Raw genomic sequence first — 14916 nt, forward strand, 5'->3', positions numbered from 1 at the left:
GCGCCGGGGGACCGGATGCCTCGCGGGGCCCTACAGGGGGCCGGCCACATAGGCCTCCAGGCCGAGGTCCGGCCGGGGGTCGGACCTCGACCGCGTCGAAGGATAGAGGAGCCCGGGGTCGGGGGCCCGTCCGGAACTGTCCGTCCGACCGTGCCCCCGGCGGTGACGCCTGGCGGGATCAGCAGGTGTTGTCCCGGCTGTTGTCCCAGGTGATGTTGCGGACGACGGTGCCGGCCGCGCAAGGGTTCTCGTTGATCGCGGTGTTGACCAGCCTCAGGTTCTCGAACGTGATGTCCGACGTGTTGGCGAACTCCGTCCTGGCGGCGATGCGGATGTCACCGGGCCCGGCGATCGTGCCCCCGTTCTCGGCGATGGTGACGTTGTGGCAGTTCTCGACCAGGACGGCGTTGCTCCCGGTCTGCGCGATGTCGACGCGCCCGATCACCGCGCCTCCGCTCTCGGAGACGCAGAAGATCCCCCGGCCGCCGCCCCGGGCGCGCACCTCTCCGACGCGGACGTTGTCCGGGTAGCCGTTGCCGATCCGCCCGTTGCGGTTGGCCATGCGGAAGGCGGCGTAGCCGGTACCGGTTCCGGCGTCCTGCGCGTCGACCAGTCCGACGTCGGCGTTGACGGTGTTGTTGAGCAGCAGCCCCGAGTACCCGGTGTCGCGGGCGGTCACGGTGCCGATGGTGAGTCCGTCGACGCTGTAGGTCTCCACACCGTGGTTGTTGGTGCCGGAGACGTACACGTCGTCGATGGTGATGTCGCGGCTGGTGCGCGCGGCGTCGCTGCCCCGGCTGTCGACGCGTATGCCCAGGCCGGAGGACAGGCGCAGGTCGATCTGGCCGAGGTGCACCTGCTGGGAGCCCCGCACGAAGACCCCGAAGTAGGGGGCGCCGGTGACCGACAGGTGGGGCACGGAGACGTTGCGGGCGTTGCGCACCCGCACCGGGGCGTGGTCGGCGGCGACGGCTCCGGTGACGTGGAGGGTGCCGCAGACCTCCAGGGAGGTGTGGCTCGGCAGGTCGAGGGAGGCGTTGCCCGGGACCGTGCCGGACTGCCAGACGACCACGCGCTCCTGTGAGGAGCGGCCAGGGGTGAGGCTGCCGACAGCCGTGCGCATGGCCGTGAGCATGTCACCGCCCTCGTAGATGACGGTGCCGTTGTTGCGCGCGACCCAGGTGGAGCCGAGCAGGTAGGCCTCGGCGTCGAAGCCGCTGTCACCGCACGCGGCGGCCTGGGCGCTCTGCTCGCCGGCCGTCGTCCGGACGTCGTGGGGCGCGGGGGCGCCCTGGGCCTGGGTGGTCGCGGCGACCGTGCCAAGGGCCAGTCCGGTCGCCAGTGCCGCGTTCAGCAGGAGGCGGCGCGCGCGTCGCCCTTGTCGGCCGAAGGCGCGGGTCCGGCCGCGCCCGTGGAGGGTACGTGTCATCGGTGCTTCTCCTGTGCGAGCTCCGGGACGGCAGAGTCCCGGGAGGGGTGAGCGGGGGGACAGGGAGCGCTCCCAGGAATCCGGAACCTAACACGGAAAGCGCATTCCGGGTAGTCGTGCAACTACGCTCGGAACACGAGTCTGGCCGCGGAGACAGGGGGGCTGGCAGAATCCGTCCCATGCTCGACGACCGAAGGGACCGTGCCGCGTAGGCGGCCGGGAGACATCCGCTCCGAGATCCCGATCCGGAGGCGACGACAACCCGCCATCGATGGTCTCCCGGGGCCGGCGATGGCCGAGATATCGCGGCTCGAACACCGGCACCCGGAGATGTTCCCCGGATCAACCCGCACTCTGGTGGGGATCTGGCGGCGGTTCGTGCGCACGCCGCACCACCGGCTGTGGGAGGAGGGTGACGGCGGCTGCGGCGTGTGGGAGTGCTGCGGTGATCCGCACGAGGCGCGCGTCATGCTGGAGGCCGTGGCCCACCGCATGTCCTCGCGCCGGGCGCGCGAGCTCCGCGCCCTCCTCCGCAGACTGGACGATCTGTACTGAGACCCCCGTGCGGGGGGCCGGGAACGGAGCGCGGCTCCCCTGCTCCGAGAGACGCTCCGTCACACCCGTGGCGCCAGGACAGCGAGGGCGATCAGACCAGCTGACGCAGAGGGGGCCGAAGGATTCTCGGCGCTTGGAGCGGCGAGGCACAGCTACGCGGTGATGCCTGTTGCCTTCAGCGAGGAGACGAAGGTGTGCCACTCGGAGGAGGCGAAGGCCAGGTGTCCCAGTTCAGGCTGCTTGGAGTCGCGCACACAGTGTCCCCCTGAGGCGAAGTGAGCAGTCTCGACACACTCCCCGCTCGCCTTGGAATAGCTGCTCTTATACCACTGCTCGCTCAAATCTCACCTCAGTGCGCTGCGCAGACCGGCCTTGGTCTTCGCGTCCCCATGGGCTTCCATACGTAGCTTATCGAGCACGCGAAGGTGCTCTTCCACCTCATTGGGGTCATCTCGGAATAGGACACTCTTGTGTTGTTCGACGTGCACAACGTTGAGAGCGCCGACGTCTATGACCGTGAATGGTCCCGTCTCCATCGCCGCGTGCGCTCCCACCTCGTACGGAAGCAGTTGAACAGTCACGTGCGGTTCACTCATGAGCGCGATGACGTGCTCCAGTTGAGCACGCATCACCTCAGGGCCGCCCACCATGCGATGGACCGCAGCCTCATCGATGATGACCCAGGTTTGGGGGCAGTTGTGCATCCAAACGCGCTGCCTCTCCTTGCGAACCCCGATACGCCTGTCGATCTCGTCTTGGCTGACATCAGCCATGCTCCCTGCGGCCAGTGCGCGCTGGTAGCCCTCAGTCTGGAACAGGCCAGGCACATGGATGGCGTCATAGCGCTGGATCTGGCGGGCATCACTCTCCAGGCCGATGTAGGTGCCGTAGTCCCCCTTGACACCGTAGCGCTGCCACCACCCTGACTCCCGCGCGCGTTCACGCAGCTCCAGATAGCGGCTGAGCTCCTCTTTGGGGATCTCGTAGTACTCCAGCAGGGCGTGAAGATCCCTGCGGCGGGGAATCGCTCCGCCAGGGTCCTCCCACCTGGTGATACTGCTCGGAGCCACATCGATGGCCTTGGCCACGCGATCACGTGGCCTGCCTCCTCGTAGCCTTGCCAGTTCCTGGGCGAGCTGCCAGCGCCCCACAGTCGGACTCTTCATGGCAGAAGCGTATCGAACTTCCCACCTCCCATAAGAGTTTTTTCAAATGCACCTTGCATATGGATCATCTGTGGTGGACTATGGCACCAATGGAAGCCGGGCGTAACCGTGCGACTACGGAGGTGAAGACATCCGGCTTCGAAACAAGAACGGCCCTGGTCGGGTGCGGACACACCTGGCCAGGGCCTGAGCCCACAACCTGCTAAGGACAGGTGAGGACCTATGTACGAGCGTAGTACCCCTATGCCCCCGGCCCCACGGCGCCCCGAGATGCTGCGCTTCGTCGGGCGCTTCCCCCACCAGTTGACCTCCGTGAGGGACGCGCGGGCCTGGCTGAGCCAGCGCCTGGACCTGGCCCGGATACCCGAGTCCCCCACCCACGACGCCCTGCTGGTCCTGAGCGAACTCACCACGAACGCCCTGCTGCACACCCCCGGAAAGGAAAGCGGCGGGGCGTTCTTCGTCTCCCTGTTCGCCTACCCCCAATGCCTGCGCGTGTGCGTGTGGACCAACGGAGAATCCGCCCGCCTCCCGCGCCTGGAGGTGGTCCGCGCCCGCCTGGACGCCGAGAACGGGCGCGGCCTCTTCCTCGTCGACACCCTCGCCCACACCTGGGGCGTCGAGCGGACCCGCTTCGGCCCCGCCGTCTACTTCACCCTCGCCTGGGACGCGCCCCGACCACCCGGGTACGGGCACAGGCACGCCCAGCGCTCCGGCCACCTGCGGCCCCTCCCCCGTCCGCGCGTGGCGCACCACGACACGGGCCGGTGGTGACCGTGCCCGGCTACGGCCTCTACCCCAGCCGCGACGTTCGACGGCTGCGCGCCGAGTTCCCCGACCACCTCATCTGCGAACTCCACGACGAGACCGGGCGACCCGTCTTCACCGCCACACTGGTCCGCCGCTGCTGCCCCTGTCCATCCGACCTGGTCACCGCGTCCGACCCGGTGACTCTGCGCCGGGCCTTGGCCCCGCAGCGCACGACCGCGAGGTGATCGCCATGGAACGGGCACGGCGGGCCCTGCCGACCACCACCTTTTCCCGGTGGTCGAGCCCCCTTGGCCGCGTCAAAACCGATCCCGAACCCTGCTCTGGAGTCAACCTCGCGGCCCCACTCGCAGCCCTGCGCCGCCAGGGCTGGACGGTCTGGTTCGGCCGGCACACCCGCCAGTACTGGGCCGCGCACACCCGCCTCATGCGCCTGGTGTGCGCCGACACCCCGGAGGAGCTGGTCCGCGCGGGCACCGCCACCACAGGAGCACCGAGCACCTCACCCTTCCGCGGGTTCCGTCGGAACTGCGGGCTCTGACCGCCAGGGGCGCCGCGACCGGTCACCGGCCGCGGCGCCCGCTTCACCGGTATCGGTCACGACCGGCGAGCTTTCCTCCGCAACGGGCAGGAACCATCATGGAGGGAACAGGCTGACGTGATGGAGCGGAAACCGTGAACGAGGACGAGAGCAACGGACACACCGTCTCCGAGGAGGAGAACCAAGTCCTGCGCAACGCGCTCGCAGCCGCGGACATCAAACGGCTCGTGCGCGCGTCGCGTGAGGGCGACGGGGACGAAGTGGAACAGATACGGCGAAGGTACGTGGGCGGGTAGGCCGAAGACGGCCACAAGCCCTACGGGGCAAGGCTTTCGTGTTAGCTTCGAGCCCCGAGGAACGTTCCTGCGAGGCCCGATCGGAGAGCCATGGAGCTGGAACTGCTGGCCAAGGACGACAAGTCGGGAGACAAGGGCTGCCCCGCCGTCTACCTCAGCGACACGGGCGAGTTCGTTGTCCAAGGAGTCGGCCTGGACGATGCCGACGCGGCGAAGCTGCAGAACCCCCTTCCCGGCGAGACAGCGGTCCGCATCTCCCCCGAGGTCGTTCTCGCCGCCGTCGAACGCTTCCAGCGGAGGAGCGCGTGACCCTTCAGGAAAGCAGCTCGCGGCCGGTCGGTACGGAAGAGTTCGACCGTTTCTTCGCCGAATGCCGGTACACCGCGTTCCGGTTGGAGACCCTCCAGGTCTATGACGTCGGCTACGAGGAGGAGGCTTTCCGCCGCTTCCTGGCCGACGGAGAAGTCATCACCACCGACTCCCACGAGGAGTGGGCCCGTACCGTCGGCAGCGGACGACACTTCCGCCGGGTGCACGTCGTCCATGAACCTCTGACGGACTACCTCCGGTTCGAATGCGTGTGGGCCTACCGGTCCAACGTCAAGGCGGGTGAGGACGTCAACATCCTGCCTGTTGGCGAGGGTTCCTGGCCCGAGGGCATCCCGCGCTCCGACTACTGGCTGTTCGACTCCCACCGGCTGGTGCGGATGAACTACACCCCGGAGGGCACCATGCTCACCCCCGAACTGGTCTTTGATCCGGAAGAGGTCGTCCGGGCCAACGCGATCCGTGACCGGGCGCTGCACCAGGCGGTGCCCTTCACCGAGTACCAGGGACGCTTCGACACCGACATGCGCCCGCTGTGACCGATCACGGTGACCGTCCCACCGCGAACACCGCGCACGGCGACCCAGCTGCCCTGGTACAGGCCGGTACGGTGCACGGCGACATACGCATCGTCTCCCAGCGGCCCCGGACCGTCTCCATGCCGCGCCAGCTTCCCTTCCCAACGAAGGGTTTCGTCGACAGGACAGCCCATCTGCGGGACCTCGACGCCCTGGCCGAGGAAGCGGCGACGAGCGTTCCACTCGCGGTGCTCTCGGGCCCACCCGGGGTCGGAAAGAGCGCGGTCGCCGTGCACTGGGCGCACCGCGCACGCGGCCGGTTCCCGGACGGAGACCTCTACGTCAGCATGCACGGGCATGCTCCCGGCCCTCGGGCGGAAGCCTCCCAGGCCCTCGACGGACTTCTGCGCGCGCTCGGGGTACGACCCGACCGCGTCCCCCTGGACCTCGACAGCCGCGCGGCCCTCTACCGGTCCGAACTCGACGGCAAGCGCCTCCTGGTCATCATCGATGACGCGCTCGATCCCGCACAGGTCCGGCCGTTACTTCCCGCCGCGCCCGGCTGCATGGTGGTCGTCACCAGCAGGAGCGCCCTCTCCGGGTTGGTCGCCAGAGAGGGCGCCCAACGTTTCCCCCTCACCGTCCTGCCAACGGCCGACTCCGTGGACCTGCTCAGGGAAAGCGTCGGTCCCCGGGTGGACGCCTCCCCCGAAGCCGCGTTCCAACTCGTCGAGCAGTGCGCCCGGCTTCCACTCGCACTGCGTGTGGTCGCCGAGCGCCTCATCGACAGGGTGGACACGACTCTCGACGACCTGGTGGCCGAACTGGCGGCGGAGGAGTCCCGGCTGGACACGCTCTCGGAAGAGGACGAGTTGAGTGACCTGCGTGCCGTGATGATGGCGTCCTACGAAGCGCTGGACGGCGACACCACCCGTTTTTTCCGAAGGCTGGGGCTCCACCCCGGAGCTGATTTCTCCCTCGGGGCCGCCTCCGCGCTCACCGGCACACCCCCGGCCCAGGCCAGGCGACTCCTGGACCGGCTCGTCCGAGCACACCTGGTGGAACGACCGCGCGCGGACCGCTACCGGCTGCACGACCTGGTTCGGCTGTTCGCCGTGGAACGGGTCCGCGCCGAGGAAGGACCGGCGGCGGTCGGTGAGGCTGTGGAGCGCATCGCCCGCTGGTACACGTGGGCCGCCGCACGGGCAGAGTCGGTCGGGCATCCGAGTTTTCCCGCCGTCCCCGGTCAGGAACCGGTTGGGGAGGTCCCCGACTTCGCCTCTGCGCGGGAGGCGTCGACCTGGTTCGCCCGTGAGCGGACCAATCTGATCGCCGCATTGCACACCGCCTCAGAGCACGGGCACCACGACATCGCCTGGCGGCTTCCCGCCACCGTCTATCCGCTCTTCGAGCGGCACCGGCACTGGCACGAGTGGAGGGACATTCACGCCATCGGGCTCCAGGCAGCGGAACACGCGGGCGACGCCTACGGGTTGGCCCGCAACCATCTGGGGATGGGGGACGCCGAGTGGCTGCTGGGTGAGCTCGATACGGCCGTCCGCCACTACCGCGCCGCCCTGGAGGCGAACCGAGCGGGCGGCGACCCCTGGGTGGAGGGGTTCGCGCTGCGCCAGCTCGGCGTCGTGACCTGGGAGCGCGGCGAACGCGACCACTCCGTCGAACACGTCGGGCGGGCCATCTCCGTGTTCCGGGAAGCGGGCGAGCGCCGTGGAGAGGCGATGGGCCTGCTCAGCCTCGCTGACTTCAGCGCCGACCTCGGCAGATTCGACGAGGCGCTCGGGCATTGCCGAGCAGCGATCGAGGTGTTCGGTGCGATCGGCGCCGACTGGAGTGCGGCCTGGGCGCGATGCACCCTCGGTCGCGTCCTCACCGGTGACGGGCTCCCCCAGAACGCGCTGAAAGAGTACCGGTCCGCCATCACGGTGTTCGAGGAACTCGATGCCCAGGACAGCCGGGCGGTGGCGCTGATCGGCCTCGGGGAGGCCCTTATCGCCCTCGGTGATGCCGCTCGCGCCCGGGAGGTGCTCACCGCGGCCCTGGAGTACCTGCGCGACCACGACGATCCGCGGGCGGAAGGGGTCCAGGCGCGGTTGAGCCGTCTCACCGACGGCTGAGGGCACCGTTTCGGGCGGTCAGGGCTCGACGTGGGCCGCGAGGTTGGCCAGGGACGAGGCCAGGCCCACCTCGTGGTCGGCCGGGGAGATGCCCGGGGGCACGCCGGTCGCCTCGACGGTCACCTCGGTTCCCTCCCCCGCCTCGGTGAACCGCCAGGTCATCGTCATCGTGCCGGCGAACGCGGCGTCCTCGGACTCGAAGACGACGCGCTGCACGACCCGCTGGCCGGGGAGCAGATCGACGAACTCGACCTCGGTGACGTCGCTGGACTCCGAGGTCTTGCCCTGCGCGGCCCGGGGGTCGAGGTAGGTCAGCACCATGCGGAACCCGCCCCCCGGCCACGGCTCGAACCGGTCGATGCGGCCGGTCATGTCCTCTGGCGGCAGCCAGGATTCGAGGGCGTGTGCCTCGGTCATCGCCCGGTAGACCGCTGCCGCCGACGCCCGGATGGTCCTGCTCCCCCGGTCGGTGCGCTGTTCCGTCCCACCCATGGTTGCCGCCTCTCCACGAACGTGTCCCCGTTCTGCCGAACCTAGCGGAGAGAGCGGACAGACGACAGGCGCCACGGTGTGTCCGGGGCGCCTGTGCGTACGGGGCCTGGTGCCAGGCTCCGGATGTCAGGGGGTCAGACCTTGCGCCACTGCGGCACCCAGGCGCCGTCCTCGACCACGTAGTCGCCGAAGAGGGCGGGGGCCTCCTCCTTGAGGGTCTCACCGATCCGGTGGAAGAGCAGGCGGATCTCCTCTTCCGCGCCCGGGGCGGTACGGGCCTCCAGTGTGTGGCGCAGGGTGCGCACGTTCGCGGTCCACACCAGGCCGGTGGCAACGCCCTCAGGGGCGAAGCGGCGCATGAACGAGGTCTTGTGCTTCTTCTCGGCGAACTTCACGCCCTCGTCGTCCAGGCCGAAGTGGTCGGCCATCCAGAGCTGGAAGTCCTCCATCTGCTGGAGCATCGCGGTGGCCCGCTCCATCAGCTCCGGGTCCTCCTCCGCCCAGTCCGGGAACCAGAACGGCAGGTCGCTCAGGCGCACGAAGCGCAGCGACTCCTGGGACACGGCGACGCCGGGGCGGTGACGGATCAGTTCGTGGGTGAGCACCCGGGACACGTTGTGCAGGACGAAGCTGAAGCTGATGTGCTCCAGTACCGAGCCGTGCAGGCTGGCCAGGAGGTTGCCGAGGTACTGGTCCTGGTCGGTGCGCACACGGGTGACGTTCGGGTTGAGGCCGGGCTCCCAGGAGCGGTAGCACAGGCGCCCGGCGAACTCGGCGAGGTTCTGCGGATCGTTGAGGTGTGCGTCGAGCTCGCCGCGGTCGAACCGCTCGATCCACGCCTCACCACCGACCTCCTTGAGGTAGTCGGTGATCGCGTCGTAGTCGACCTGCGGACGCGCGACCAGACGAACCTGCGGCTCGACCCTCTTCACAGCACTGCCTCCCGTTCGGTGGGCCCCGCCTCCGGGCACGCTTGAACGCCGTGACCAGGGGATCCGGGGGCACGGGGGCGTGTGTGGGGGCGGGGCCGAATAGCCTCACCCGAGGGTACACGTCCACGGACGGGAGAGGGCCGGGCGCCCGCCTCGGGCGATACGCCCGGCGCGGACACCCGGCCCTGGGACCAGTGTCGGTGTGTCTGTCTTGGTGGAGGCTTCCCGCACCGCGGCGGGTCGCACCTCACGACCTAGAGGCCGTAGAAGGTACCGGGGGCCAGAACCAGCCCGACGACGATGGCGACGATGCCCCAGAGGAGCTGTCCTCGCAGCACCCCGAGAACGCCGGCCACGATGAGGATGATTCCAAGAATTGTTAGCAAAATACCCATACACAACCACTGTCCGATAACGAATCCATCAAACAGGACGGCCGGAAAAGTTTTGCCTGAGACGTCCCGTCGCAGGTGGGAGGGCCTGTACGTGGCACAGGCCACGTGCGGACGGGTTCCACTCCGGGCGGCGTCAGCGCCGTGCCAGGCTCAGCGCCCGCGCCACGATCCCCTCGCCGACGCCGGCGGTGAGGATCGACTCGGGATGGAACTGCACGCCGTACCAGCGCGCCTTCGGGTCCTCGATGGCCATCACGACGTCCTCCCCGCCCGCCCCTGCGTCCAGGACGGCGGTGACCTCGAACCCCTTCACCATCGCCGGGACCGTGTAGGTGGAGTGGTAGCGGGCCGCCGGGAAGGCGTCCTCCCCGTTCAGGCCGCTGAGTAGCTGCCCCCCGGCCACGCTCACCAGGCCGGGCTTGCCGTGTACCGGGTGGTCCAGGGTTCGCAGCTCCCCCCCGGCGTGCTCCACCATCCCCTGGAGGCCCAGGCAGACCCCGAACACCGGTAGCTTCCGGGCGGCGAGCTCGTCCAGCAGCGCGGACATCGCGAAGTCCTCGGGGAGACCGGGCCCGGGCGAGATCACCACCAGGTCGGGGGCGAGGCGGTCCAGGAGGGAGGGGTCGAACCCGTACCTGACGGTCGTGACCTCGGCCCCGTGCCGGCGCACGTAGTCGGCGAGGGTGTTGACGAAGGAGTCCTCGTGGTCGACGAGCAGGACCCGCATCCCCTCGCCGGGGAGGTCGGGAGCGGGGGACCGGGCCGGCTCCGGGGCCGGGGACTCCCCCCGGGCGGTGAGCGCCTCGCGGTGCTCGGCCTCCTCCCCCAGGGCGAGGGTCTCCAGCAGGGCGCGCGCCTTGAGGAACGTCTCGCGCTCCTCCGCCTCGGGGTCGGAGTCGTAGAGCAGGGTGGCCCCCACACGCACGGCGGCCACGCCGTCACGGATGTGGGCGGTGCGCAGCGTGAGGCCGGTGTTCATGGAGCCGTCGAAGTTGATGACGCCGACGGCACCGCCGTACCAGCGGCGGGGGCTGGTCTCGTTCTGCTCGATGAACCGCATGGCCCAGGTCTTGGGGGCCCCGGTGACGGTGACCGCCCACATGTGGGTGAGGAAGGCGTCCAGTGCGTCGAAGTCGCGGCGAAGGGTGCCCTCGATGTGGTCCACGGTGTGGATGAGGCGGGAGTACATCTCGATCTGCCTGCGGCCGATCACCCGGACGCTGCCGGGCTCGCACACGCGCGACTTGTCGTTGCGGTCCACGTCGGTGCACATGGTGAGCTCGGACTTCTCCTTGACGGAGGAGAGCAGCTCCTGGATGTTCTCGGCGTCGCCCAGGGCGTCGTCCCCGCGCCGGATGGTGCCGGAGATCGGGCAGGTCTCCACACGCTGGCCCGTGCCCGGCTCACCCGTGACCCGCACGAACATCTCCGGGGAGGCGCCGACCAGGTACTCGCCCCCGCCCAGGTTGAAGAAGAACTCGTACGGTGCCGGGTTGCGCTCGCGCAGGAGCTCGTAGAAGCGGGCGGGCGAGGAGCAGCGGGCGTAGGTGCGGTGGCCTGGGACGACCTCGAACAGGTCGCCCCGGCGGAACTTCTCCTTGGCGCGGGCCACGACGCGGGCGTAGGAGCCCGGTTCGGGGCCCTCGGGCACCTCCGCGGCGACCACGGGGGGCGTCGGCGCGGTCTCGCGCGGCAGGCCCTCGGTGGTGGCCTCGGCCCGGTCGCCGTCGGCGGGGACGGTGAACTCGTAGGAGTAGCGCACGCAGGTCTCGCGTTTGCGGTCCCGGACGATGACGGCGTCGGGCAGGTGCAGGACCATGTCGCGGTCGTCCGGGTCGCGCTCGATGTGCTGTTCGATCGGCTCGAACTGGAAGGACAGGTCGTAGCCGAACGCGCCGTACAGGCCCAGGTGGCTGTCCTCGGGGCTGCGCAGGGAGGCGACGACGGCGCGCAGCGCGGTGAAGACGCTGGGGCGGCGGCTGCGCTCCTCCTCGGTGAAGAACGCGTCCGGATCGGGCTCGGGGACCACGACGCAGACCTGGTCGCGGTCGCGGCCGTCGGTGGCGCCGACCGTTGCCAGTGCCTGGGCGAGGACCGGCAGCAGGACGCGGCCGCGGGCGTTGAGGGCGGTGGCGGTGACCCGGCGCCCGCGGGTGCTGATCTCCAGGCACGGGTCCACGTACCCCAGGTGCCAGCGGTCGTACCGGCCCGGATACTCCATCCCGGAGGAGAGGACACCGCCGCGCCGGTGCTCGACCGACTGGACGAGGTCGGTGAGGACTTCCGGGTCGCAGGGGGTGGCGCTGCGGTGGACGGTCACGCCGCCCGGGGTGCGGTACGTGGTGGTCTGTGCGTCACTGGGGTTCACGGCCGGTCCTTTGGGCGCTGTGTGCGGTCGGGTGGGCCGCACCGGCCGGGGCCGTGGAAACACGAACGACCGCCGGTCCGGGGCGGTCGCTGGGGTATGCGAAATCGGAGCACCGCCTACGGGCGGCGCCACCACTGGGCGTGGGTGGAGGAGTTTCGCATGGGCAGAGTCTAGCGGGTGCGGCGGACCGCGGGGAGCCCCGAGGCGGGAATCGGCGGCCGTGTCACGAGGGCGGGCGAGGAACGGGCCCCGTCAATGGCACCGGGCCGCAAAGGCAGGTGCGCGAGCGCGTGCACCGCGCTGGCAGAGGGGGGTGATGCTGTGCTAAGCTTCGGAACCCACTGTGACGTTTTCGAGCGAGCACATAAATACCTGCAACAGGTAGGATAACAAGTAGATGCAGTTTTGTCAAGAGGATGCCGAGGAGGCGTCACCGGAGCGGGCCGCGTTGGCGGCAGAGCAGGCCCGGATCGGCGCGATGTACGAGCGGCTCGACGTCCTGCGCGCCCACACCGCCGACCAGCTGGCCGAGGTTCAGCTCCAGACGCACACCGGCTACGCGGCGCTCGTGGAGCGCGAGACCCGCGCCTACGAGCACGCCCGGCGCCGCGCCCAGCTCAGCGCGGTCGAGGAGGGTCTGTGCTTCGGCCGGATCGACCTGTCCTACGACGACGGTCCCGAGGCGCGCTACGTGGGCCGGATCGGCCTGCGCGACACCGAGCACGAGACCATCCTGGTGGACTGGCGCGCCCCGGCCGCCCGGCCGTTCTACGCCGCCACACCCGGTGACCCCCAGGGGCTCACCCGCCGCCGCCACCTGCGGGTGAGGCGGCGCAGGGTGACCGGACTCGACGACGAGGTGTTCGACTCCGAGGGCCTCTCCGAGGGCGACCGCCGCCAGCTGGTCGGCGAGGCCGCGCTGTTGGAGTCGCTGCACCGGGGACGGACCGGGCGGATGGCCGACATCGTCGCCACCATCCAGTCGGAGCAGGACCGGGTCATCCGCGCCCAGCTCGCCGGGGTGCTCGTCGTCCAGGGCGGACCGGGCACCGGCAAGACCGTGGCGGCGCTGCACCGCGCCGCCTACCTGCTCTACACCCACCGCAACGTGCTGGAACGGCGCGGGGCACTGGTGGTCGGACCCAACACCGCGTTCCTGCGCTACGTCAGCGACGTACTGCCCTCCCTCGGGGAGACCGACGTGGTGATGCGCACCCTCGGCGAACTGTTCCCGGGGGTGGAGGCGGCGGGGCACGACCCGCACGCCACGGCCGCGGTCAAGGGCTCGCCGCTCATGGCCGACCTGGTCGCGGCGGCCGTGGTCGACCGGCAGCGCACGCCGCGTGAGGCGTTCGGGTCGGCGGACCTGGTGGTGGAGGTCGACGCCGGAGCGGTCACCGTTCCCGAGGCGGTCTGTGTGCGGGTGCTGGACACGGCGCGCAAGCTCCCCCTCGCGCACAACACGGCGCGCAAGTACGTGGTGCGGAGCCTGCTGAGCGAGCTGGCCCGGGCCGAGTCCACCCTGCTGGCGCGACCCGTGCAGGACGACGACCTGCCGTTCGTCGGTGAGCGGCTCTGGCACGAGTCACCGGTCCGGCAGGCGCTGGACGCCTTGTGGCCGGACCTGTCCCCGCAGCGGCTGATCCGCGACCTGTACTCCGACACGCAGGCACTGGAGCGCGTCGGCGAGCGGGTCGGGTTGGACGCGGCGTCCCGCGCCGCACTGGTGCGCGACCCCGCGCTGCCGTGGACGGTCGAGGACGTGCCCCTGCTGGACGAGGCCGCCGACGTGCTGGGGCGCGACGACAGCGACGAGCGGGCCAGGGAGCGCCGTGCCGAGGAGAACCGTGCCGAGGAGGTGCGGTTCGCGCAGGGGGTGCTGGAGTTCACCGGCCTGGCCGAGGACGAGATGATGAACGCCGAGGCCCTGGCCGACCGGCACCGCGACGAGGGTCCGCGCCGCACCACCGCCGAACGCGCGGGCGAGGACCGGGAGTGGGCCTACGGGCACGTGATCGTGGACGAGGCACAGGAGTTGTCGCCGATGGCGTGGCGCACGGTGATGCGCAGGGTGCCGACCAGGTCGTTGACCGTGGTGGGCGACGTGGCGCAGACCGGCAGCGCGGCCGGCACGCGGTCGTGGACGGACGCGCTGGAGCCGTACGCCCCCGGCAAGGTACACGTGGAGCGGCTGCTGGTGAACTACCGGACGCCCGCACCGATCATGGCGGTGGCCGCCGACGTGCTGCGGGAGGCGGCGCCCGACGAGGAGGTGCCCGATTCGGTGCGTGAGGAGGGCGACGCCCCGCGCGCCGTGCGGCTGTCGTCGCTCCCCGGCGACCTGCCCGGGATCGTGGCGGAGGAGGTCGCGGCGATCGGCGAGGGCCGCGTCGCGGTCCTCACGTCCGACCGCCACCTGGCGGAGGTCGTGGGGGCACTGCCGGGGGCCGCGCGCCCCGGGGCGGGCAAGGACGCGCTGGAGGAGTCGGTGGTGGTGCTGACCGCGACCGAGTCCAAGGGCCTGGAGTTCGACTCGGTGGTCGTCGTGGAACCGGACGCGCTGCTCGCCCAGCCGCGCGGCGCCAACGACCTCTACGTGGCGGTCACACGCGCCACGCGCCGGTTGACGGTCGCTCACACCGCCGGCCTGCCCGGGGTCCTCGGGCGGCTGGAGGAGTGAGAGCGGCGGAACGGCCCCGTGCAGCCCGACCGGGGGCGGGCTGCACGGGGCCGCGCCAGGACGGCGGTCAGCGCCGGGAGAGGAAGCCGGCGCCGGGCAGCAGCGTGTGGGAGTGGTCGAACGGGGCCTGGTTCTCCCAGGCGTTGCCGGAGCCGGGGTCGGTGGGGTCCCAGCCGTTGCCCTCGGCGGCGACCCAGGCGGGTTCCCGGTAGGCGACGCCCCGGCCCCGGCCGTCCGGGACCCCGGCGACGACGTCGGCGATGTCGTGCAGGGCCAGGGACTGGCTCGCGGGGGTGGCGGGGTACCCCGCCACC

The 14916-nt window shown here is 70.5% G+C and carries 17 protein-coding genes; 9 read left to right on the plus strand and 8 right to left on the minus strand.

What is annotated here, in order from left to right:
- Positions 1 to 178 precede the first annotated feature (178 nt).
- Positions 179 to 1429: a right-handed parallel beta-helix repeat-containing protein gene (locus ACFWTE_RS08735; RefSeq protein ID WP_378778713.1), complete on the minus strand. Its 1251-nt coding sequence runs from the start codon at positions 1427 to 1429 to the stop codon at positions 179 to 181.
- A 291-nt stretch (positions 1430 to 1720) separates the two neighbouring features.
- Here ACFWTE_RS08735 and ACFWTE_RS08740 point away from each other — a divergent pair, with 291 nt between their 5' ends.
- Positions 1721 to 1984: a hypothetical protein gene (locus tag ACFWTE_RS08740; RefSeq protein WP_378778714.1), complete on the plus strand. Its 264-nt coding sequence runs from the start codon at positions 1721 to 1723 to the stop codon at positions 1982 to 1984.
- A gap of 152 nt (positions 1985 to 2136) precedes the next feature.
- On the opposite strand, the gene ACFWTE_RS08745 is transcribed toward ACFWTE_RS08740, so the two are convergent.
- Positions 2137 to 2325 (minus strand): DUF397 domain-containing protein, encoded by a 189-nt coding sequence (locus tag ACFWTE_RS08745; protein WP_378778715.1) that lies wholly within the window; start codon positions 2323 to 2325, stop codon positions 2137 to 2139.
- A 3-nt stretch (positions 2326 to 2328) separates the two neighbouring features.
- The gene (locus ACFWTE_RS08750) at positions 2329 to 3150 is read right to left on the minus strand and encodes a helix-turn-helix domain-containing protein (protein WP_378778716.1); all 822 of its coding nucleotides are present in this window, start codon (positions 3148 to 3150) and stop codon (positions 2329 to 2331) included.
- A gap of 222 nt (positions 3151 to 3372) precedes the next feature.
- Between ACFWTE_RS08750 and ACFWTE_RS08755 the strand changes: the two genes are divergently transcribed.
- From ACFWTE_RS08755 to ACFWTE_RS08785, 7 genes are all read left to right on the plus strand, one after another.
- Positions 3373 to 3924, plus strand: coding sequence for an ATP-binding protein (locus tag ACFWTE_RS08755; RefSeq protein WP_378778717.1), 552 nt, complete (start codon positions 3373 to 3375; stop codon positions 3922 to 3924).
- A gap of 2 nt (positions 3925 to 3926) precedes the next feature.
- A complete protein-coding gene (locus ACFWTE_RS08760; RefSeq protein WP_378778733.1) occupies positions 3927 to 4145 on the plus strand; it encodes a hypothetical protein in 219 nt (72 codons plus the stop codon).
- 5 nt (positions 4146 to 4150) lie between these two features.
- Entirely contained in the window at positions 4151 to 4459 is a 309-nt protein-coding gene (locus ACFWTE_RS08765) for a hypothetical protein (protein WP_378778718.1), read from the plus strand.
- A gap of 134 nt (positions 4460 to 4593) precedes the next feature.
- The gene (locus tag ACFWTE_RS08770) at positions 4594 to 4755 is read left to right on the plus strand and encodes a hypothetical protein (protein ID WP_378778719.1); all 162 of its coding nucleotides are present in this window, start codon (positions 4594 to 4596) and stop codon (positions 4753 to 4755) included.
- A gap of 90 nt (positions 4756 to 4845) precedes the next feature.
- Positions 4846 to 5064, plus strand: coding sequence for a hypothetical protein (locus ACFWTE_RS08775; RefSeq protein WP_378778720.1), 219 nt, complete (start codon positions 4846 to 4848; stop codon positions 5062 to 5064).
- The gene (locus ACFWTE_RS08780; RefSeq protein WP_378778721.1) at positions 5061 to 5621 is read left to right on the plus strand and encodes a DUF6879 family protein; all 561 of its coding nucleotides are present in this window, start codon (positions 5061 to 5063) and stop codon (positions 5619 to 5621) included. Before ACFWTE_RS08775 ends, ACFWTE_RS08780 begins: the two co-directional genes overlap by 4 nt.
- Positions 5618 to 7735: an ATP-binding protein gene (locus tag ACFWTE_RS08785; RefSeq protein WP_378778722.1), complete on the plus strand. Its 2118-nt coding sequence runs from the start codon at positions 5618 to 5620 to the stop codon at positions 7733 to 7735. Before ACFWTE_RS08780 ends, ACFWTE_RS08785 begins: the two co-directional genes overlap by 4 nt.
- Positions 7736 to 7753: 18 nt before the next feature.
- On the opposite strand, the gene ACFWTE_RS08790 is transcribed toward ACFWTE_RS08785, so the two are convergent.
- The 4 genes from ACFWTE_RS08790 to ACFWTE_RS08805 form a co-directional block, all read right to left on the minus strand.
- Positions 7754 to 8227 carry an SRPBCC family protein gene (locus ACFWTE_RS08790; RefSeq protein ID WP_378778723.1) on the minus strand — a complete coding sequence of 158 codons (474 nt, stop codon included), beginning with the start codon at positions 8225 to 8227 and terminating at the stop codon, positions 7754 to 7756.
- 134 nt (positions 8228 to 8361) lie between these two features.
- Positions 8362 to 9159 (minus strand): FAD-dependent thymidylate synthase, encoded by a 798-nt coding sequence (thyX, locus tag ACFWTE_RS08795; RefSeq protein WP_378778724.1) that lies wholly within the window; start codon positions 9157 to 9159, stop codon positions 8362 to 8364.
- Between the two features lie 254 nt (positions 9160 to 9413).
- A complete protein-coding gene (locus tag ACFWTE_RS08800) occupies positions 9414 to 9554 on the minus strand; it encodes a GPGG-motif small membrane protein (protein ID WP_378778725.1) in 141 nt (46 codons plus the stop codon).
- A gap of 133 nt (positions 9555 to 9687) precedes the next feature.
- On the minus strand, positions 9688 to 11922 hold the full coding sequence (locus ACFWTE_RS08805; RefSeq protein WP_378778726.1) for an anthranilate synthase component I: 2235 nt from the start codon (positions 11920 to 11922) through the stop codon (positions 9688 to 9690).
- Between the two features lie 397 nt (positions 11923 to 12319).
- On the opposite strand from ACFWTE_RS08805, the gene ACFWTE_RS08810 reads away from it, so the two are divergent.
- Positions 12320 to 14602, plus strand: coding sequence for a HelD family protein (locus ACFWTE_RS08810; RefSeq protein ID WP_378778727.1), 2283 nt, complete (start codon positions 12320 to 12322; stop codon positions 14600 to 14602).
- A gap of 67 nt (positions 14603 to 14669) precedes the next feature.
- Here the strand turns inward: ACFWTE_RS08810 and ACFWTE_RS08815 are convergent.
- Positions 14670 to 14916: glycosyl hydrolase 53 family protein (locus ACFWTE_RS08815; RefSeq protein ID WP_378778728.1), on the minus strand; the 247-nt coding region annotated here is incomplete at its 5' end.

It is taken from the genome of Nocardiopsis sp. NPDC058631 (assembly GCF_042716955.1).
Lineage (GTDB): Bacteria > Actinomycetota > Actinomycetes > Streptosporangiales > Streptosporangiaceae > Nocardiopsis.